Genomic DNA, 19,075 nt, shown 5'->3' with positions numbered 1-19,075 from the left:
TATTCCTTCATCTGTTTTAGAACAACGAGCGGCACGCCATGGTGCTGCCGCTCGCCAAGCGGTGGCTCAGGCGACCCGGTAGCCCGGCCGGACGATCTTCACGCTGAGGGCGCAGGTGAGCAGGAACGGCACCGCGATGGCGATAACCATGCCCACGATGAACACCGGGATGTACTGCGGCATGATGGAAATGAACCCGGGCAGGCCGCCGACGCCGATGGCCGAAGACTGCACCTTGTTCAGCGACAGGAAGATGCAGCCCATGGCAGAGCCCACCAGAGCGGCGTAGAACGGATACTTGTAGCGCAGGTTGATGCCGAACATCGCCGGCTCGGTGATGCCGAAATAGGCGGAGATGGCCGAGGTGGACGCCATGCTCTTGTCTCGCACGTTGCGGGTCATGTAGAACACCCCGAGCGCGGCGCTGCCCTGGGCCAGGTTGGACATCACGATCATCGGCCAGATGAAGGTGCCGCCATGGGTGGAGATCAATTGCAGGTCCACGCCCAGGAACATGTGGTGCATGCCGGTGATCACCAGCGGCGCGAACAGCATGCCGAAGATCGCCCCGCCGATCAGCGGCGCGAAATCGAACAGCATCACCACGCCCTCGGTGATGAGGATGCCCAGGTGGCGGGTTACCGGGCCGATCAGGGCCAGTGCCAATACGCCGGTGATGACGATGGTGGTGATCGGCACCACCAGCAGCTGGATGGCATTGGGCACTCGGGCGCGCAGCCATTTCTCGATCACGCTCATCACATAGGCCGCCAGCAGGATCGGCAGGATCTGCCCCTGGTAACCGACCTTCTCGATCTTGAACCAGCCGAAGATATCGAAATACGGCATACCCTGATCGCCCAGGCCGGCGACCACCTTGCCGTAGTTCCAGGCATTGAGCAGGTCGGGATGCACCAGCATCAGGCCGAGCACGATGCCGAGGATTTCACTGCCCCCGAAGCGCTTCGCCGCCGACCAGCCAACCAGTGCCGGCAGGAACACGAACGAGGTGTTGGCCATCAGGTTGATCAGGCTCCACACGCCGTCCAGCGACGGGTAGGCCTCGAGCAGGGTAACCCCCTCGATGAACATCCCCTTGGCGCCGATCAGGTTGTTCACGCCCATCAGCAGGCCGGCAATGATCAGCGCCGGCAGGATGGGCATGAACACGTCGGAGAGAATGCGCACCAGGCGCTGCATGCCGTTGATCTTGGCGGCGCTCTGCTGCTTGAGATCGGCGATGGTCATGGCCGCCAGGCCGGTCTGCTCGCGCAGCGCGGCATAGACCTTTTCCACATCGCCAGGCCCGATCACCACCTGGTAGAGGCCGCCGGTGAAGAACGAGCCCTTGACCAGATCGATCTGGTTCAAGGTCCCCACGTCGACCTTCTTGGGGTCCTTGAGGGACAGGCGCAGGCGCGTCACGCAATGGGCGGCCTGCTCGACATTATCGACGCCGCCGAGGCTCTGCAGCACGTCGCGGGCAATGGTTGAATAATCGTGACTCATGCGCTTTTTGTCCTTCGAGGATTTTATTTTTGGAGAGCGGCATAGGTAGCAATCTGATAAGACCATACTCGTACATACGAGTTAGATCAACAACTCGTATAGACCAGTTTGGCTATGTTTGCCAATATCGCGGTTTCAGCAGCCACACTGAACAGCGGCCAGATGCTCACCGATAGACAAAGCGCCATGCGCTCCCTAAGGTTCCTCGTTTGACCACATCCGGCATTGAGCCCTGCACATGAGCAAATACAGCCAGATCTACAGCGATCTGCTTGCCAGCATTACCAGCGAACATCTCGAGCGCGGTGCCCGCCTGCCCTCCGAGACCGAGCTGATGGAGCGCTACCAGACCAGCCGCGGCACCGTGCGCAAGGCCATCGAGCAACTGCAGGAACGGGGTTTTGCGCAGAAGATCCACGGCAAGGGCACCTTCGTGCTGTCGCGCGCGCCCATCGAATTCCAGCTCGGCGGCATCGTCAGCTTTCAGGAGACCTACCCCCGACTGGGCGGCAACGTGCGCACCGAGGTGGTCGAGCTCAGCCAGCTGCCGCTGGAAGGCAGCCTCTGCGAGCACATCCAGGCCGAACAGGGCACGTTGATCACCCGCATCAAGCGGGTCAGGCGTATCGATGGCCGGCGGGTGATTTTGGATATCAACCACTTCGTCGCCGACCTGATCCCCGGCCTTGATCGCAGCATCGCCGAGCATTCGATTTACGAGTTCATCGAAAAGACCCTGCAGCTGCAGATCAGCTACTCGCAACGCACCATCGAAGCCGTGCCTCGCGGCGCGGACGACCTCAAGCATCTGGATCTGGACGACCAGAGCCACGTGATCGTGGTCAGCAACCAGACCTTTCTGCAGGACGGCAAGCAGTTCGAGTACACCCAGTCCCGGCATACCCTCGACAAGTTTTACTTCTCGGATGTGGCGCGGAGGTAGGGGGTAGTGGTTCTGGGAAATACCAGCATGGGCAAATACACCACCCTGCTCTCTCTGAGCGAGTCGACGCCTGTCTAAGAAGCTGTAACAGCTGAGCCAACCAGCAAGGTTGCCATCTGAAAACCTGCGGGCTAGAGTGCGCGGGTCGTGGTCAATCCCGCGACCGGGAGTCGAAACCCGTTTTGTCTGAGGACGCAGCAACGTCATAGCCAATAGCTGGTGGTTCGCCACCGGGCTACTGCATTTCTATGGCGGGCCGTGCGGGGCAGGCTCACGCCTGGCCGGTTCCCTCGGACGCCGGTATTTCGACCCCCGTACGGTTCGCCACCAATAACCGAGTCGAAACGGCATTGGTGGCTCTTCAGCTGTCCGAGGAGCATAAGGAAAATGCGCTATCCAGCTTTTACGCCAGGGCACCACCCTGCTCGCCCCAACGGCCCACAGACCTCCACCCCGGAGGTGCCCCATGGCTAACCTACTCGGCCGTGTACTCAACTTCCCCAGACGCCCAAGCCCGATTACGGGCGCCAACTTCCAGACCCGAAGCGCACTGGCCGATGCCGACCTGCGCGCCGTGCTGTTGAACGAACTGCTCGAAGACCTTCTGCGTGAGGAACGAGACCGCCCCGACTCGCTACGGGTGCGAATGGCCTGCTTCGCCGCCCAGGAACTGCTCAACGAACTGACGGTGCTCTACCGCCGAGCAAGCTGTGAAAACCGGGGAGGAAACCGCCATGACTAGAGGCGTTACCACCACCCTGCCCGCCAACGACGGCTACCCCGGCCTACAGGTCGCCTGGACAAAGGATTGTCGGCCGGCTTTTCACAACGGCATTCGCGCCGCAGAACGCTGGCTAAACGGCAAGCGCAGCCATTGGTTATGGGCTGCACTGATTTTCGAGTGGGACGCACTGCCGGATGAGACGGATCGGAGGGCGTTTGAGGTGGCGTTTATCAGTAGGATTCAGCAAAGGCTGGGGGGAGCGTCTAGCCGAGTAACTTAACGCTGTGCCCACTGGAAATGGGGAAATCAACGGTTGCCGTCAACAACCACATTTGGGAAAGGGCACTTAGAAACAGGACAGAAAATCTGTCCTGTTTCTACAACCGCAGTTGCATGCGGCAGAGCAAGGTTATTTTTTGAAGTCCCGTCTCAAAGCCCTAGAGAACAGGTAGAAAAGTAAATAGGCGAACAGAAACACCGCGATGCCCAGAAGCATCATTACCGTCAGCGCCTGCATATCTTTCGAAAACTGGGCTGCCGGAATGTAACAGTCCGCACTAAATCCGCGGCAGCCCTGCCCGATTGCGCGGAGTCCGAATGCAAAATACAGAAAAAATGCCGCTGCCAGGGCGATAAAGAGGCATCTGATCATTAAAAATTTTTGCTCATACCTGCTTGATGACCGCTTCCGTCAGTCTTCAGCGAAGTAATCACTGTCGAGCTGCTTCACCTCGTACACCTGCTTAACGCTCACGCCCAAATTGTTCTCAACCATCAGTCGGGCCAATTCAACACCGTCGATCAGCACCACTTTAATATCCAGGCCTAGCGCTGCAGTGCGAGCACCATCGGAAAACTCCGAGGTGGTGATAAACACACCTTTGCGCGCACGCTGGCGGGTCAGAGCGCCGATAAACTTATCGATCTCTGGACGATGCACCGTATTGGCCCAGCGCTTGGCCTGCAAATAGATCACGTCGAGGCCAAGCTTGTCTTCTTTGATAATCCCGTCGATACCGTCATCGTTGGTCGCCTGAGTCGCCTTGCCGGCCTCCTTACGCGAGCCGCCGTAGCCCATGGCTATCATCAGATCGACCACCACCTGTTCAAAGAACCTGGGGGTAGCAGTCCGAACTTGCACGAGCAGCTCCTCTGCAAGGGACTGCACCAGCGCTTGATGCGCCTCCGCCAACTGTTCGTCAGGCGTGGTTTCGGCGATTTCAACATCAAGCAAGACCGGCGTATCAGGCGCTTGCGGTTTGGCGGTATGGAAGTCCGCGAACTCGGGGAACTGCTTCAACCAGCGAACAGTGATGCGCTCCGGCCCGCTTGTCAGAGCGTCAAGGCCGCGCGGGGTAATCTGAACCATCCCCTTGGTCGGGATGCACAGCAGCCCTGCTTTGTTCAGATAAGTACGAGCCCAGCCCACACGGTTATTTATCACCGTCTGATGACCCGACGGCAGCCGATCCTTGCGCTCGTCCTCAGTCAGTTGAAACTGCTCGGCCACTCGCTCGCGCACCTCGTTGAGCGGCATCGGCACGCCGTTCTGTACAGTGGCCAGCACCGGCCGCATCACGCTTTGAAAATCTGGAATCGCCATCGTTACTCCCTAACGCTATTTGTGCCTAGGCTCCGTGCAAGCCGCCCTCATCAACGCCAGCCGCCGTCTTCAGCATCTTCAAAATCACCAGTGCAAACGCTCGGCTCTTCGTCTCGTTATCAAGCACTTCCAGCGACAGCTTCTCGTGGTCTGTCATGGCGTCGAGGACAGTATCCAAAACGCGCTTGGGGAACAGGCCGTGCATCACTTGATCAACCGAGTGGTTGTTCACTTGGGCCATTACGTCGTCTTGCCGACTGATGCGCTGGGCAATGCCAGTGAGGAACTGCAGTTGGTCTTCATCGCTTACTTCTGCGCCGAAGATGTCATTGAGCGCATTGATGATCTCAGATAGACGCTTCTTCTCTGGGTCGTGAGGTTTACCGCTGCCAACGTCACTGCTGGGTTTGAGGGTGTATTCGCCCTCTCCTTCGCTGAGGCGCAACTGGTGCTCGGCGCGCTTGCTCAGGCGGTAGTGACTCAGTTGCAGCTCGCCCACGTCCACGTCGTCCTGCTGCAGGCGATCCACACGTAGAAGCGGGTGCAGGTGCTTGGCATATACACAGAGCTGCTCCAGTTCGCGATCCTCATAAGGCACGATCTGCGAGAGGAACTCGTACAGGCGCACAAAGCTCTGCAGGTTCTTGCGGAACAGATCGAGCTGGTCGATCTGCTCGCCTGCTTCTTTCAACGCGTGCTCGGCCTTTTTCAAGCCGGCGCTGTCGCCGTTGGCTTCAGCAGTGCGTTTGAAGTCCAGCGCTTGTTTGCGCGACTCCATGGAGAAGGCATAGCGCTTGGCAAAGCGCTCCTTCGCGGGCGTGCAGTAATAACTGAGTTTACTAGCCGACGCCTTCGGATCGAAGAACGCTAGAGCGAACGCCTCGACTTCCTGCCAGTGATAGATCCCTTCCGCATCCAGCTTCTTCTGCAAGTCGTAGATGATCTGCGGGTCGGTGACATCACTCAGCTCAGCCTTGGTGTAATACGGCAAAAAGGCGTCGAGAATGTCCTGCGGCGTGTTGAAGAAGTCGAGGATAAACGTCTGCTTCGCTGGGAAAGTACGGTTCAGCCGCGACAAGGTTTGCACACAGTCCACGCCTTGCAGTTTCTTGTCCACGTACATGGCGCACAGCTTGGGCTGATCGAAGCCAGTTTGATACTTGTTGGCCGCAATCATCACGTTGAAATCTTGGGTGTCGAAGGCGTCCGCCAAGTCACGGCCATTCAGACCGGCGTTGAGCAAGCTGCTGCTCTCCGTCACTTCCTCAGGAATCACTTCGTCTGCCAACACACTGCCAGAGAACGCTACCAACGGATGCACATCACCGTAGCCCATATGCTGCACGTAGGCCTTGACGGCCAACTGATAACGCACGGCTTCCTGGCGGCTACTGGTCACCACCATCGCCTTGGCCTGACCGTTGAGCACATGAAGAATGTTGGCGCGGAAGTGCTCGACGATGATTTCGACTTTCTTGTCGATGTTGTACGGATGCAGGCGCACCCAGCGCGCCAGTTTCATGCGCGCCTTTTTCGAATCCACCTCTTCGTCTTCGCCATCCGGGTGGGCGATCTTCCAGGCGGTGCTGTAGGTGGTGTAGTTACGCAGCACATCGAGGATAAAGCCCTCCTCGATGGCCTGGCGCATGGAGTAAAGGTGGAACGCTTCCGGCTTGTTACTGGCGCTTGGCGGCAGCGTTGGATCGGGCACGCGGCCGAATAGCTCAAGGGTCTTGGCCTTGGGCGTGGCGGTGAAGGCGTAATAGCTGATGCGCTCGTTCGGCTGACGCGCCTGCACGGCCGCGCCCAACAGGTCTTCTGCACTGACTTCCTCAGCCTCGACCGCATCGTTGCTAAGAATCTGCTTCAGCTTGCTGGCAGAGGAGCCGGCCTGCGAGGAATGCGCTTCATCGGCAATCACCGCATAGCGCCCCGAAGCGAGCTTGGGGTATTTCTCCAGCGCGTCGAACAGCGCCGGGAACGTCTGGATGGTGACGATGATAATGCGCGTCTGTTCGGCCAGCGCCTCGGCCAATTGCTCCGACTTGCTCTGGTTGCCCACGTCGCGAGTGATCGGGCGGACCACGCCCTGGGCGTGCTCGAACTGATAGATGGTGTTCTGCAACTGACTATCGAGCACAGTGCGGTCGGTGACCACTATCACCGAGCTGAACAGCCGCTGGCCGTCACCGCTGTACATCGAGGCGAGCTGGTGAGCTGTCCAGGCTATCGAGTTGGACTTGCCGGAACCGGCACTGTGCTGGATCAGGTAACGCTTGCCCGGCCCTTCGACGTGGGTGGTCTGGATCAGTCTGTTCACCACATCCCACTGGTGGTAGCGCGGGAAGATCATCGTTTCCCTAGTTGTCAGTGTGCCGTCGAAGCCCTCAGTGGTTTTCTTGTCCAGATGCAGGAAGCGTCCGAGCACCTTGAGCCAGGCATCCGGCCTGAACAATTGATGCCACAAGTAGCCGGTGGCGTACTGGCTGTCGTCGGGTGGCGGCGGGTTGCCCGCGCCGCCTTCCGCGCTGCCAAGGTTGAACGGCAGGAAGAAGGTATCCTTACCCGCCAGCTTGGTGGTCATCGCCACCTCGTTCTGGCCCACGGCAAAGTGCACCAGCGCGCCACGCTTGAAGGTCAGCAGCGGCTCGGGCTTGCGGGTCAGCGGGTCTTTTATCGGGCGGTCGTGACGATACTGGCGCTTGGCGTTCTCCACCGACTGCTTGAACTCGCTTTTCAGCTCCAGCGTGGCGGTGGGGATGCCGTTGACGAAGAGCACCAGATCCAGCCGTGGGTTGTAGCTCTGCACACTGCTGCCGGCTTCGCGCGCATGGGGCGAGTAGGAAACCTCCGGCACCACGCGCAAGCGGTTGCACTGGTAGTGTTTGAGGGTGTCCGGATTCATGCCGTGGTCGGGCTTAAACCTGCACAGCTCAATCTTCACCGCCGGCAGTTTGAAGCCATGGCGCAGCACATCCAGGGTGCCGCTCTGTTCTAGCTCGCGCACCAGTTTCTGCACCAGCACGTCATCTGGGTTGTTTGGATTGGCTTTGGCGAACTTGTTCCAACGCTCCGGCCAGGCTTCCTTGAAGTAGCCCAGCACATCTTCGGTATACAGCGCCGTGCGCCGGTCGTAGCCGCTGGCGGTGCCGACCAGCCAGCCCTGGGCGGCCAGGGCGTCGATAATGTCCTGCTGGAATTGAGCTTCCTTGCTGTCCGCCATTACACGGCCTCTTGTGCTAATTCGGGGGAGAATGCGCTGGCCGGAGGCTGCCAGCTACGTACGTCGATTTTGCCGGTGACGGCGGCGGAGATTAGGGCGGAGCGGCGTTCACTAAGTAAACTCGTAACCGTAGATGCCTCGGCAATCAAATCGTCGATTTTGCTTAATGCCTGGGTCAAAAACTCACAAATTCGGATCTGCTCTTCTCTTGGAGGAAGCGCGAACCAAATTTTAATCATTCGGGTCAAGCCAAGGTCCTGATTTGTAGCGCCGCGAGTATGCAGCTGAGACTGCTCATAGCAACCGGTGCTATTGAGCGCAAAAGCCATGTAATAGGGATCAACCAGCTCACGATCAAGTTTAAGAACCGCGACATGCACCCAAACCTGAAACCTGTCATCCAGATCAACAACTCGGGCAATACCTGTAGTGCCGCCTTTTGTGTAAAGAACATCCCCCTTTTCTGGAACGATTCGGCGGCAGAACTCTAGGTAATCCTCTTCCGATACAAACTTTGCATCGTCAAGGTGCCAGCCATCCACAGCGATATTTCTTGCCGAAAGAAACATCACCCCTTCATCAACATAATCAGGCGAGAAATGCGGCCCATCAGAAACCTTTCGGCAAACCCTACCTACCTGAATAGAACTCCAATGCGCGGGCACCTCGCCTAGCCACTCCACGCCGGAGTCTTTCATCGGCACCGCGGGGTCGAGGCCTTTGGTGACGGCGTGGGAGATCACGGCCTGGCGCTTTTCCTTGAGCAGTTCGATCAGGCGCTGCTGCTCTTCGATCAGCGCGTCGATGCGGGCGGTTTCGTGGTCGAGGAAACGGGCGATTTGGGTTTGCTCTTGAAATGAGGGCAGCAATACAGACATGCGTGAGTGCTGCTGTGGCTCCAAGTCCCACTGGTTTACGCGGATACCCTTCGAGTTCGCTAGATAACCAGCTATGTACTCATTACACCGAAAAAGGTGATGTAGATATTGAGATGCTTCTGAGTGGCTAGGCGCATAAACATGGTAGGCCGGGCTGACGATTCCTTTGTGGCTAGATATTCCTACGGAACCTTGCCATGCCTTCATTTTATTGATCGCCAAATCACCAATTTGAACAAGTTGATACGCACCCAAATCGTCTGAGGGCTTGTTGAAATTGTCATCGCGCGATGCTTTTGGAATAACTCCATAGTCGCGATAAACAGATAGCAATTGCTCATCAGGAAAGCCCGTAAGCTTATGCCGACGAAATAAAGCCCAAAGAGGCTTAATGCTCCACCCTTCAGGAATTTCACCCAACCAATCAACCCCGGAGTTTTTGTAAACTGGATAAGCAGGAAAACTCATGCCGACAGCCCCTCAATCATCTGCTTGATACGGTCGGTGCAGGCTTTCAGATCTCTATCGATCTCGGCCAGCGGACGCGGCGGCTGGAACACATAGAAATGGCGGTTAAAGGGAATTTCGAAACCGACAATGCCGACTTCGCCATCCTGCGCATCGGTCTTGCTTTCATCGATCCAGGCATCGGGCACATGCGGAATCACTTCGCGCTGGAAGTAGTCGTACACCGACTCGCCCAGCGGCACGTTCTCGTTATCGCGCAAGCCGGCGTCGGCTTCCGGCTGGCCCTTGGTGGTGCAGATATCCGCCTCGGGATCGCGCTCGCTCAGGGCATTGAGCAGAGCCTTTAGCTCCGGCGTACTGAGGCTGACGCTATGCGCGCTGAGGGCTTTTTTCAGCAGCTTGCTGAACTGCTCGCGGTTGCGGTGCAGCACGCTGGCGTCCATCGCTTGCAGGGCGGCCACCAGTTGCTGCTGGGCGGCGCAATCGAGTTTCTGCAGGGCTTTTTCTTCCAGCACCTTATCGATGCGCGCGGCGCTGGTCTGGAAGTTCAGGCGCAGCGGACGCTCAACGGTGATGCGCCGGTAGCCGAAGTCATCGATGGGGAAGATTTTGCTCTGCGCGGTTTGCTCGAAGCTGCCATACAGGCGCACCAGTTCGCTGATTTGATCTTCGGTGATGTACTGGCGCTTGCTGCCCAGCGACTTGCGCATCTTGGCGTAGTGCAGACTGCCGTCGATCAACTGCACCTTGCCCTGGCGCGCACTGGATTTGTGGTTGGAGAGAATCCACACATAGGTGGCGATGCCGGTGTTATAGAACATGTCGGTGGGCAACGCGACGATGGCTTCGACCAAGTCGTTCTGCAGCAGATAGCGGCGAATCTCCGACTCACCTGAACCGGCGCCGCCAGTAAAAAGCGGCGAGCCGTTGAGGATGATGCCGATGCGCGAGCCACCGTCGCGCGGGTCACGCATCTTGCTGACCAAGTGCAGGAGGAACAGCAGCGAGCCGTCGGACACGCGTGGCAGGCCGGGGCCGAAGCGGCCGTCGAAGCCCCTATGGCTGTGCTCATCGGTAATCTGCTTCTGCACCTTCTTCCATTCCACGCCAAACGGCGGGTTGCTGAGCATAAAGTCGAAGCGCTTGTCGGCCAGCTGGTCGTTGGACAGGGTGTTGCCGAGCTTGATGCTGGCCACGTCCTGGCCCTTGATCAGCATGTCGGCTTTGCAGATGGCGTAGGACTCGGGGTTGAGTTCCTGGCCGTGCAGAGACACGGTGACTTTCTCGCTGATCGACTGGATGTATTCGTCACCCTCGGAGAGGAAGCCGCCGGTACCGGCGGTTGGGTCATAGATAGTGACGATGCTGCTGGGCGCGAGCTTGCCGTCCTGCCCGGTGATAACCAGCGAGGTGGTCAGGTGCACGATGTCGCGCGGAGTGAAGTGCTCCCCGGCGGTCTCGTTGGAGCTTTCGGCGAACTTGCGGATCAGCTCTTCGAAAATGATGCCCATGCCGAAGTTGCTGATGCGCTCCGGGCTCAGATCCGTGGCAGCGAAGCGCTGCACCACCTGGTACAGCAGGTTGGCGGTTTCTAGCTGCTGAACGAAATCCTCAAAGTGGAAGTGCTCGAAGATCTCGCGAGCATCCTTACTGAACGCCTGCACGTAGCTCATCAGGTCGGCGGCAGTTTGCGTATCGGACAGCGTGCCAAGAGTAAGCGGCGAAGCGTTGAAAAACTGCTGACCGGCAGCGCGCAGCAAAATCATCTCCCGCACGGTGTCGGAGCGCCCTTCTTGGGCAAAGGTCTGCTTGATAACCTCATCTTTGGTCGGCGCCAGAACGCACTCCATACGGCGCAACAGGGTAAACGGCAGGATGATGCGGCCGTACTGCGATTGCTTGAAGTCACCGCGCAGCAGATCGGCAATGGACCAAAGAAACGCGGCCGTCTGGGAATGATTTTCCGTGTTCACGCAACAACTCCGGGGGAGACTAAAAAGCCGGGAGTTTAACTCGTTGAGCTAGCTGAATGCTCGCCCACGACACCATGGCTCTGTAAAACAATTTAACTTATTGATTTAAAAGTAAAATATAGGATTTACATTGCGTCTAATTCCCCGCTCAATCTAACGTTTTTTCAGCGTTTTCCCGCAAAGCCTCTAGACTCATACCGCGCAAAGATGGGCCTCAAAAGCCTTAAGCGGGTCATAAGGTGCACCTCGCCTTACAGCGTCGGCGTGGTGCGAATCGCGCTAAGTGAATGGGTCGGCTGCTTTGGGCCTAAGCGCTAAACGCGCCTTAGCAGTGTTGACTTCCAGATTTTTTGGATGTTGAATGCGCCCCCTTATTTCCACTCCCCCCCCTCTCTCAAGTGGTGAACGAAGTGCCCTGCTCCAGCCAACAAGCCTGATACCGACGACGGTCCATCGTGCCTGATGGCTGCCTGCGCACTTGCGTGGCCGCTTCCCACATTTTGCCCGCCTGAACCCTTGTCGTCGGTTTTCCCAATTGCAATGGAGAAAACCCATGAACATGGATTTCCGCGCCTATGCGCAAAATCTCGAGCTACACAAATACCCACGCACGCCACACCTTGAGAGCTCTCGCCTGCAGCCGGGCGATACCGATAGCGATCAGGTTCGTTATGCCTCGCTGAGCGGGCAGTGGCTGGTCGTCGAGGAGAAACTGGACGGCGCCAATGCCGGCATCAGTTTCTCCGCGGCCGGTGAACTGCTGCTGCAATCGCGTGGCCATTACCTGACCGGTGGCGGTCGGGAGCGCCAGTTCAACCTGTTCAAGCAGTGGGCCGTGGCCCACGAGGACTGGTTGCTGAGCCGCCTTGAAGACCGCTACGTGCTGTTCGGCGAGTGGATGCACAAGAAGCATTCGGTGTTCTACGACCGCCTGCCGCACTTCTTCTGCGAGTTCGACGTATGGGATCGGGCCCATGGCCTGTTCCTCTCGACCGCCGCCCGGCGCAAGCTGCTGCGCGACGGCCCGGTGCTGTCGGTGCCGGTGCTTCATGAAGGGCTGGCGCCAGCGCGGCTCAAGGATCTGCTCGAGCTGCTCGGCGATTCGCAGGCCAAGTCATCGGCATGGCGCAGCGCCTTCGAAGCCACGGTGCAGCGCGAAGGCCTGGACCTGGAACGGGCCTGGCGGCAGTGCGACAAGTCGACGGTGATGGAAGGCCTGTACCTGAAGCTCGAAGACGACAAACAAACCAACGGACGCCTCAAGTGGGTTCGCCAGGACTTTGTCCAGGCGATCCTCGATGCTGACCAGCATCATGCGAACCAGCCGTTCATTCCCAACCTGCTGGCCGACGGGGTAGACCTCTACGCCCCTCGCCTGTCGATGGATTGGAATGGCCAGCGGCCTGGTTATTGAAGGAGAACAACAAAATGGACATTCAACAACTGCAAGGCCTGGTTCCAGAGCCGGGCCGGCGCTTCGATGCGCAGGCGTGCCTGGAGGCGATTCCGGCCCTGCAACGTTTGGCCAGCACGCCCCAGGATCCGTACTACCACGCCGAGGGCGACGTGTGGATTCACACCTGCATGGTGGTCGAGGCCTTGCTCGCGCAACCGCGTTACCAGCAGGCCACCGAGGAACAGCGCCTGGTGCTGTTCCTGGCCGCGCTGCTGCACGACATCTCGAAGCCGGACACCACGGTGATCGATACCGAAACCGGGCGCATCGGCCAGCCAGGCCACTCGCGACGCGGCGCCGTGGATGCACGGCTGCTTCTATGGCGGGCAGGCATGCCCTTCGAGTTGCGCGAGCAGGTCTGCCGGATCATCTCGGTGCACCAGTTGCCGTTCTTCGCGCTGTCGGGCAACCGCAGCGGGCAGAGCCCGGAGTTCATCCTGCACAAGCTGTCGTGGGAGCTGCCGGTATGGATGCTTTGCGCAGTCGCGGAAGCGGACATGCAGGGGCGCACCTACGTGGGCAAGCAGGCCGTGCTCGACGAGATCGAGCTGTTTCGCGAGCTGGCCGACGAGGAAGGCTGCCTGTATGGGCCACGGGCGTTCGTCGATGACTACACCCGTATCCAGTACTTCCGGGGTGCCCGGGTGCATCCCGACTATCCGCTGCACGAGCCGGAAGGCTCGCGGGTCATCATGCTGTCCGGCATGCCGGCCAGTGGCAAGAACACCTGGGTGGCCAAACATCACCCTGACCTGCCGGTGATCTCCTTCGACGACGCACGCGAGGCCCTGGGCCTGCGCCATGGCGAGAACGAAGGCGCCGCTGCGCACTTCGCCATCGACCGGGCCAAGTCGCTGCTGCGCGAGAAACAGCCCTTCGTGTGGAACTCCACGCACCTGTCGGCGCAGATGCGCAAGAAGACCCTCGACCTGCTATACGCCTACCAGGCCAGGGTGCAGATCCAGTATCTGGAGATGCCCGAGAAGGAGATCTACCGGCGTAACAGCCGGCGCGACACCAGCCTGCGTAACGAGGATATCCGTCGCATGCTGTTCAAGTGGGAGGTGCCGCTGCCAAGCGAGGCGCATCAGATTCACTACCTCAGCGAATCGGCCGCGCGGTAACTGGACGCTCACTTGGGTGCAAACGCTCGAAGTGGCACAAATCGACCAACATGATGCGGCTAAACCCGCCTCACTGCTGTTGTTGACACGAGGTCATTCGCGCAAGTGGGCTTTTATGACACAGGGTTAATGGCACAAAAACAAAAAAGCCCGACCATTTCTGATCGAGCTTTTATGTTGGGATTATTTGGTCGGGACGGAGTGATTCGAACACTCGACCCCTTGCACCCCATGCAAGTGCGCTACCGGGCTGCGCTACGCCCCGACGGGTGTTGCTGGTGCCTTTGGCGTTAGCCGAAAGCGGGAGAGACTATAAACTAAGCATCTGAATTGTGGAAGGTTTTTCTACGAATTCATTTGCGCAGGACGTGGAGTACATCCTCCAGCTCGGCGATCATCTGTTTGATGAGTTGCTTGTACTGGGTGGTGTCGTCCTTGGCTTCTTCTCCGGTCAGGCGCAGGCGTGCGCCACCGATGGTGAAGCCCTGGTCGTACAGCAAAGCGCGGATCTGGCGGATCATCAGCACATCCTGGCGCTGGTAATACCGACGGTTGCCGCGGCGCTTGACCGGGTTGAGCTGTGGAAACTCCTGCTCCCAATAACGAAGCACGTGCGGTTTGACCGCACAAAGCTCACTGACCTCGCCGATGGTGAAGTACCGCTTGCCGGGTATGACAGGCAGTTCGTCGTTATGACTTGGTTCCAGCATAGGCTTCAACCCTGGCTTTGAGCTTCTGGCCGGGGCGGAAGGTCACGACACGGCGGGCCGTGATCGGGATCTCCTCCCCTGTTTTTGGATTACGACCGGGGCGCTGACGCTTATCGCGCAGATCGAAGTTACCGAAGCCTGAGAGCTTCACCTGCTCATTGAGTTCCAGTGCCTGGCGGATTTCTTCGAAGAAGAGCTCCACCAGTTCCTTGGCTTCTCGTTTGTTCAGGCCCAGCTCATCGTACAGACGTTCGGCCATCTCAGCTTTCGTCAGTGCCCCCATACGCTAGTTCCTTAACGTGGCGTTGAACCTTTGTTCCAGGGAGGTGAGGATGTTTTGCGTGGCGGTGCTCACCTCATCGTCATTTAGAGTGCGCGATGGATGCTGCCAGGTCAAGCCGACCGCCAGGCTTTTTCTAAGCGGATCAATACCTTTACCCTGATAAACATCAAACAACCTGAGGTCGGTGAGCCACTCGCCGGCCTGCTCGCGAATGTCGGCCAGCAGGTTCTGGGCCGGCACGTCACGGTCGACCAGCAGCGCCAGGTCGCGACGCACTTCGGGGAAGCGCGACAGTTCCTTGAACGCCGGCATGCGGCCTGCGGTGATTTCGCTCAGCAGCAGCTCGAACAGGAACAGCGACTGATCCAGGCCGAGGGTCTTGGCCAGCTCCGGGTGGATGGCACCCAGGTAACCGACCAGCCGCCCTTCGCGCTCGATGCGTGCGGTCTGGCCCGGGTGCAGGGCACTGTGCTCGCCCGGCACGAAGGCGAAGCTGGCGGCGTCGCCAGCGGCGGCCAGCAGGGCTTCGACGTCGGCCTTGGCGTCGAAGAAGTCGACGCTGTCACGGCCATGGGCCCAGCTTTCCGGCAGGCGGCTGCCAGTGATCACGCCAGCGAGCATCGGCTCCTGCTTGAGCTCGTCCAGCTGGCCGACGAAGCGCAGGCCGCTTTCGAACAGGCGCACGCGCGACTGCTGGCGGTTGAGGTTGTGCTCCACCGCCTTGACCAGGCCCGGCCACAGCGAGGCGCGCATGGCGGCCATGTCGGCGGAGATCGGGTTGGCCAGGGTCAGCGGCTTGACGCCCGGGCTGAACAGCTCGAACAGCTTGGGATCGATGAAGCTGTAAGTGATCGCTTCCTGGTAACCACGGGCCACCAGCAGGCGGCGCAGCACCGGCAGGTCAGCCACGGCTTCGGCCTTGGTCTGCGGCGCCAGGCGCGCTTGCGGGTAACGCACCGGCAGGCGGTTGTAGCCGTACAGGCGGGCCAGCTCTTCGATCAGGTCGACTTCCAGGCTGATGTCGAAGCGGTGGCTCGGCACCTTGACCTGCCACTGCCCTGCCCCACCTTCGACGCTCAGGCCCAGGGCACCCAGCAGTTTGACGATCAGCTCGTCGTCGAGCCTGAGGCCGAGCATCTGCTCGACGCGATCGGCGCGCAGGCTGATCGGCGCGACGCTTGGCAGTTGCGCCGGGTCGACCGCTTCGATGATCGGGCCGGCTTCGCCGCCAACGATCTCCAGCAGCAGCGCGGTGGCGCGCTCCATGGCTTCGCGGGCCAGTTGCGAATCCACGCCGCGCTCGAAGCGGTGCGAAGAATCGGTGTGCAGGCCGTAGGAACGGGCCTTGCCAGCCACGGCGATGGTGTCGAAAAAGGCGCTTTCCAGGAACAGATCACGGGTGGTGGCGCTGACGCCACTGTGCTCGCCGCCCATCACGCCGGCGATGGCCAAGGCGCGCTGGTGGTCGGCGATTACCAGGGTGTCGGCACGCAGGGTGACTTCCTGGCCGTCGAGCAGCACCAGTTTCTCGCCCTCTTCAGCCATGCGCACGCGAATGCCGCCCTGGATCACGTCCAGGTCGAAGGCGTGCATCGGCTGGCCGAGTTCGAGCATCACGTAGTTGGTGACGTCAACGGCGGCATCGATGCTGCGCACGTCGGCGCGGCGCAGGCGCTCGACCATCCAGCGCGGGGTCGGCCTGGACAGGTCGACGTTGCGCACCACGCGGCCCAGGTAACGCGGGCAAGCCTGCGGGGCAAGCACTTCGACCGGGCGCACTTCATCGTGGGCCGGGGCGACCGCAGCGATTTGCGGGCGGGTGACGGGTGCGTCGTACAGGGCACCGACTTCACGGGCGAGACCCGCCAGGGACAGGCAGTCACCGCGGTTGGGAGTCAGGTCGACTTCGATGCTGACGTCGTTGAGTTCGAAGTACTCGCGGATGTCCTGGCCTACCGGCGCATCGGCCGGCAGTTCCAGCAGGCCGTCGTTGTCCTCGCTGATCTGCAGCTCGGAGGCCGAGCAGAGCATGCCGTTGGACTCGACGCCGCGCAGCTTGGCCTTCTTGATCTTGAAGTCGCCGGGCAGCTCGGCACCGATGGTGGCGAACGGAATCTTCAGGCCGGGGCGCACGTTGGGCGCGCCGCACACCACCTGGAAGGTTTCGCTGCCGTTGCTGACCTGGCACACGCGCAGTTTGTCGGCATCGGGATGCTGCTCGGTGCTCAGCACCTCACCGACGATCACGCCGCTGAAGGCACCGGCCACCGGGCTGACGCTGTCGACTTCCAGGCCGGCCATGGACAGGCGCGCGACCAGTTCGTCACGGCTAGCCTGGGGGCTCACCCAGCTGCGCAGCCACTGTTCACTGAATTTCATGTTGTCTGTTCTCCTGATCGAATTCGATTACGAAACTGCTGGGGGCTAGCGAAATTGCGCCAGGAACCGCAGGTCGTTATCGAAGAACAGCCGTAAATCGTTGACGCCGTAGCGCAGCATGGCCAGGCGCTCGACGCCCATACCGAAGGCGAAGCCGGAGTATTTTTCCGGGTCGATGCCGCTCATGCGCAGCACGTTGGGGTGCACCATGCCGCAGCCCATCACTTCCAGCCAGCCGGTCTGCTTGCACACGCGACAGCCTTTGCCGCTGCACATCACGCACTGCATGTCGACTTCGGCCGACGGCTCGGTGAACGGGAAGAAGGAAGGACGGAAACGCACGCCCAGGGGCTTCTCGAAGAACACGCGGAGGAATTCCTCGATGGTGCCCTTGAGGTCGGCGAAGCTCACGCCTTCGTCCACGAACAGGCCTTCGACCTGGTGGAACATCGGCGAGTGGGTGATATCGGAATCGCAACGGTACACGCGGCCCGGGCAGACGATACGGATCGGCGGCTGCTGGGCTTCCATGGTGCGTACCTGTACCGGCGAGGTATGGGTGCGCAGCAGCATGTTGGCGTTGAAATAGAAGGTGTCGTGCATGGCACGCGCCGGGTGGTGGCCCGGAATGTTGAGCGCCTCGAAGTTGTGGTAGTCGTTCTCCACTTCGGGGCCTTCGGCGATGCCGTAACCAATGCGGGTAAAGAACTGCTCTACGCGCTCCAGGGTACGGGTAACCGGATGCAAGCCACCGGATGCCTGGCCGCGGCCCGGCAGGGTGACATCGATACGTTCGGCAGCGAGCTTGGCACTCAGAGCCGCCGACTCGAGAATCTCTTTACGGCTGTTGAGGGCGTCCTGGACGCGCTCCTTGGCCGAGTTGATCAGCGCGCCCGCCTTGGGGCGTTCTTCGGCAGACAGGTTGCCCAGAGTCTTCATGACCTGGGTCAGCTCGCCTTTCTTGCCCAGATAGTGAACCCGCAGTTGTTCCAGGGCGTTCACATCGTCGGTGTGACTGACAGCCTCGAGCGCTTGCGAGACCAGCACATCCAGATTTTCCATTTACAGACTCCAGATACGAAACAGGGGAAGAGCTTGAAGGCTCTTCCCCTGTCGATGACGTTTAGAGTCGACCTGCGGGTTACGCCTGTCGCCTCTAGTGCACCGGGAAACCCGGTGATTGTCGGGGACTTAAGCCAGTACGGCTTTCGCTTTCTCGACAATCGCAGCAAACGCCGCTTTTTCGTTCACTGCCAGATCAGCCAGAACCTTGCGGTCGATTTCGATCGACGCTTTTTTCAGGCCAGCGATCAGACGGCTGTAGGACAGACCGTTGATGCGAGCACCAGCGTTGATACGAGCGATCCACAGAGCGCGGAACTGACGTTTTTTCTGGCGACGGTCACGGTAGGCGTATTGACCCGCCTTGATGACAGCCTGCTTGGCAACACGGAATACACGCGAACGTGCGCCGTAGTAGCCTTTAGCCAGTTTCAGGATTTTTTTGTGACGAGCACGAGCGATAACGCCACGCTTAACACGAGCCATGAGTAATTTCCTCTATCTTGACCGAGATTAACGAACGCGCAGCATGCGCTCGACTTTTGCCTTGTCCGACGGATGCATCAGTTCGCTACCGCGAAGTTGACGCTTACGCTTGGTGGACATCTTGGTCAGGATGTGGCTCTTGAAAGCATGCTTGTGCTTGAAGCCCGCAGCCGTTTTGAGAAAGCGCTTGGCAGCGCCGCTCTTGGTTTTCATCTTTGGCATGTTCGTAACTCCGCATTCAGTTGATATAGATA

Annotated in this window: 16 protein-coding genes and 1 tRNA gene; 5 read left to right on the top strand and 12 right to left on the bottom strand. The window is 59.5% G+C overall.

Annotated features, from left to right (window positions below; all coding sequences use genetic code 11):
• Positions 1-66: 66 nt before the first annotated feature.
• Positions 67-1,509, bottom strand: coding sequence for a PTS system trehalose-specific EIIBC component (treP, locus tag PVA39_RS10980; RefSeq protein WP_274124087.1), 1,443 nt, complete (start codon positions 1,507-1,509; stop codon positions 67-69).
• A 238-nt stretch (positions 1,510-1,747) separates the two neighbouring features.
• On the opposite strand from treP, the gene treR reads away from it, so the two are divergent.
• The 3 genes from treR (at position 1,748) to PVA39_RS10965 (ending at position 3,456) form a co-directional block, all read left to right on the top strand.
• The gene (treR, locus tag PVA39_RS10975) at positions 1,748-2,452 is read left to right on the top strand and encodes a trehalose operon repressor (RefSeq protein WP_274124086.1); all 705 of its coding nucleotides are present in this window, start codon (positions 1,748-1,750) and stop codon (positions 2,450-2,452) included.
• 466 nt (positions 2,453-2,918) lie between these two features.
• Positions 2,919-3,194 carry a hypothetical protein gene (locus PVA39_RS10970; protein WP_274124085.1) on the top strand — a complete coding sequence of 92 codons (276 nt, stop codon included), beginning with the start codon at positions 2,919-2,921 and terminating at the stop codon, positions 3,192-3,194.
• The gene (locus tag PVA39_RS10965; protein ID WP_274124084.1) at positions 3,187-3,456 is read left to right on the top strand and encodes a LasR-specific antiactivator QslA; all 270 of its coding nucleotides are present in this window, start codon (positions 3,187-3,189) and stop codon (positions 3,454-3,456) included. The genes PVA39_RS10970 and PVA39_RS10965 overlap by 8 nt, the downstream gene beginning before the upstream one ends.
• A 411-nt stretch (positions 3,457-3,867) precedes the next feature.
• Here PVA39_RS10965 and PVA39_RS10960 read toward each other — a convergent pair whose 3' ends face one another.
• From PVA39_RS10960 to PVA39_RS10945, 4 genes are read right to left on the bottom strand one after another with little or no spacing between them, the layout of a single operon-like run.
• The gene (locus PVA39_RS10960) at positions 3,868-4,779 is read right to left on the bottom strand and encodes a restriction endonuclease (protein ID WP_274124083.1); all 912 of its coding nucleotides are present in this window, start codon (positions 4,777-4,779) and stop codon (positions 3,868-3,870) included.
• A 25-nt stretch (positions 4,780-4,804) separates the two neighbouring features.
• Complete coding sequence (locus PVA39_RS10955) at positions 4,805-8,002, bottom strand: type I restriction endonuclease subunit R (RefSeq protein WP_274124082.1); 3,198 nt, start codon at positions 8,000-8,002, stop codon at positions 4,805-4,807.
• A complete protein-coding gene (locus tag PVA39_RS10950) occupies positions 8,002-9,348 on the bottom strand; it encodes a restriction endonuclease subunit S (protein ID WP_274124081.1) in 1,347 nt (448 codons plus the stop codon). Before PVA39_RS10950 ends, PVA39_RS10955 begins: the two co-directional genes overlap by 1 nt.
• A complete protein-coding gene (locus PVA39_RS10945; RefSeq protein WP_274124080.1) occupies positions 9,345-11,321 on the bottom strand; it encodes a type I restriction-modification system subunit M in 1,977 nt (658 codons plus the stop codon). The genes PVA39_RS10950 and PVA39_RS10945 overlap by 4 nt, the downstream gene beginning before the upstream one ends.
• Positions 11,322-11,874: 553 nt before the next feature.
• On the opposite strand from PVA39_RS10945, the gene PVA39_RS10940 reads away from it, so the two are divergent.
• The gene (locus PVA39_RS10940; protein ID WP_274124079.1) at positions 11,875-12,735 is read left to right on the top strand and encodes an RNA ligase family protein; all 861 of its coding nucleotides are present in this window, start codon (positions 11,875-11,877) and stop codon (positions 12,733-12,735) included.
• 14 nt (positions 12,736-12,749) lie between these two features.
• On the top strand, positions 12,750-13,901 hold the full coding sequence (locus PVA39_RS10935) for an AAA family ATPase (protein WP_274124078.1): 1,152 nt from the start codon (positions 12,750-12,752) through the stop codon (positions 13,899-13,901).
• 188 nt (positions 13,902-14,089) lie between these two features.
• Here PVA39_RS10935 and PVA39_RS10930 read toward each other — a convergent pair.
• The 7 genes from PVA39_RS10930 to rpmI all read right to left on the bottom strand — a co-directional run bounded on the left by PVA39_RS10930 (position 14,090) and on the right by rpmI (position 19,043).
• Positions 14,090-14,166 (bottom strand) — tRNA-Pro (locus PVA39_RS10930).
• 88 nt (positions 14,167-14,254) lie between these two features.
• Positions 14,255-14,611: a MerR family transcriptional regulator gene (locus PVA39_RS10925; RefSeq protein ID WP_013791840.1), complete on the bottom strand. Its 357-nt coding sequence runs from the start codon at positions 14,609-14,611 to the stop codon at positions 14,255-14,257.
• Positions 14,592-14,894, bottom strand: coding sequence for an integration host factor subunit alpha (ihfA, locus tag PVA39_RS10920; RefSeq protein WP_013791841.1), 303 nt, complete (start codon positions 14,892-14,894; stop codon positions 14,592-14,594). The genes PVA39_RS10925 and ihfA overlap by 20 nt, the downstream gene beginning before the upstream one ends.
• 3 nt (positions 14,895-14,897) lie before the next feature.
• Positions 14,898-17,273 (bottom strand): phenylalanine--tRNA ligase subunit beta, encoded by a 2,376-nt coding sequence (gene pheT, locus PVA39_RS10915; RefSeq protein ID WP_274124077.1) that lies wholly within the window; start codon positions 17,271-17,273, stop codon positions 14,898-14,900.
• 45 nt (positions 17,274-17,318) lie between these two features.
• Positions 17,319-18,335, bottom strand: coding sequence for a phenylalanine--tRNA ligase subunit alpha (gene pheS / locus PVA39_RS10910; protein ID WP_013791843.1), 1,017 nt, complete (start codon positions 18,333-18,335; stop codon positions 17,319-17,321).
• A gap of 129 nt (positions 18,336-18,464) precedes the next feature.
• The gene (rplT, locus tag PVA39_RS10905; RefSeq protein ID WP_013791844.1) at positions 18,465-18,821 is read right to left on the bottom strand and encodes a 50S ribosomal protein L20; all 357 of its coding nucleotides are present in this window, start codon (positions 18,819-18,821) and stop codon (positions 18,465-18,467) included.
• A gap of 27 nt (positions 18,822-18,848) precedes the next feature.
• A complete protein-coding gene (gene rpmI / locus PVA39_RS10900) occupies positions 18,849-19,043 on the bottom strand; it encodes a 50S ribosomal protein L35 (protein WP_013791845.1) in 195 nt (64 codons plus the stop codon).
• Between the last annotated feature and the right edge of the window lie 32 nt (positions 19,044-19,075).

This window comes from Pseudomonas sp. CNPSo 3701 (genome assembly GCF_028674975.1).
In the GTDB taxonomy this organism is placed as follows: domain Bacteria; phylum Pseudomonadota; class Gammaproteobacteria; order Pseudomonadales; family Pseudomonadaceae; genus Aquipseudomonas; species Aquipseudomonas straminea.
This window is presented reverse-complemented; position numbering and strand designations above follow the sequence as displayed.

Coding starts and splice junctions, on each gene's coding strand:
- treP (WP_274124087.1), bottom strand. CDS start 1,509: ATGAGTCACGATTATTCAACCATTGCCCGCGACGTGCTGCAGAGCCTC.
- treR (WP_274124086.1), top strand. CDS start 1,748: ATGAGCAAATACAGCCAGATCTACAGCGATCTGCTTGCCAGCATTACC.
- PVA39_RS10970 (WP_274124085.1), top strand. CDS start 2,919: ATGGCTAACCTACTCGGCCGTGTACTCAACTTCCCCAGACGCCCAAGC.
- PVA39_RS10965 (WP_274124084.1), top strand. CDS start 3,187: ATGACTAGAGGCGTTACCACCACCCTGCCCGCCAACGACGGCTACCCC.
- PVA39_RS10960 (WP_274124083.1), bottom strand. CDS start 4,779: ATGGCGATTCCAGATTTTCAAAGCGTGATGCGGCCGGTGCTGGCCACT.
- PVA39_RS10955 (WP_274124082.1), bottom strand. CDS start 8,002: ATGGCGGACAGCAAGGAAGCTCAATTCCAGCAGGACATTATCGACGCC.
- PVA39_RS10950 (WP_274124081.1), bottom strand. CDS start 9,348: ATGAGTTTTCCTGCTTATCCAGTTTACAAAAACTCCGGGGTTGATTGG.
- PVA39_RS10940 (WP_274124079.1), top strand. CDS start 11,875: ATGAACATGGATTTCCGCGCCTATGCGCAAAATCTCGAGCTACACAAA.
- PVA39_RS10935 (WP_274124078.1), top strand. CDS start 12,750: ATGGACATTCAACAACTGCAAGGCCTGGTTCCAGAGCCGGGCCGGCGC.
- PVA39_RS10925 (WP_013791840.1), bottom strand. CDS start 14,611: ATGCTGGAACCAAGTCATAACGACGAACTGCCTGTCATACCCGGCAAG.
- ihfA (WP_013791841.1), bottom strand. CDS start 14,894: ATGGGGGCACTGACGAAAGCTGAGATGGCCGAACGTCTGTACGATGAG.
- pheT (WP_274124077.1), bottom strand. CDS start 17,273: ATGAAATTCAGTGAACAGTGGCTGCGCAGCTGGGTGAGCCCCCAGGCT.
- pheS (WP_013791843.1), bottom strand. CDS start 18,335: ATGGAAAATCTGGATGTGCTGGTCTCGCAAGCGCTCGAGGCTGTCAGT.
- rplT (WP_013791844.1), bottom strand. CDS start 18,821: ATGGCTCGTGTTAAGCGTGGCGTTATCGCTCGTGCTCGTCACAAAAAA.
- rpmI (WP_013791845.1), bottom strand. CDS start 19,043: ATGCCAAAGATGAAAACCAAGAGCGGCGCTGCCAAGCGCTTTCTCAAA.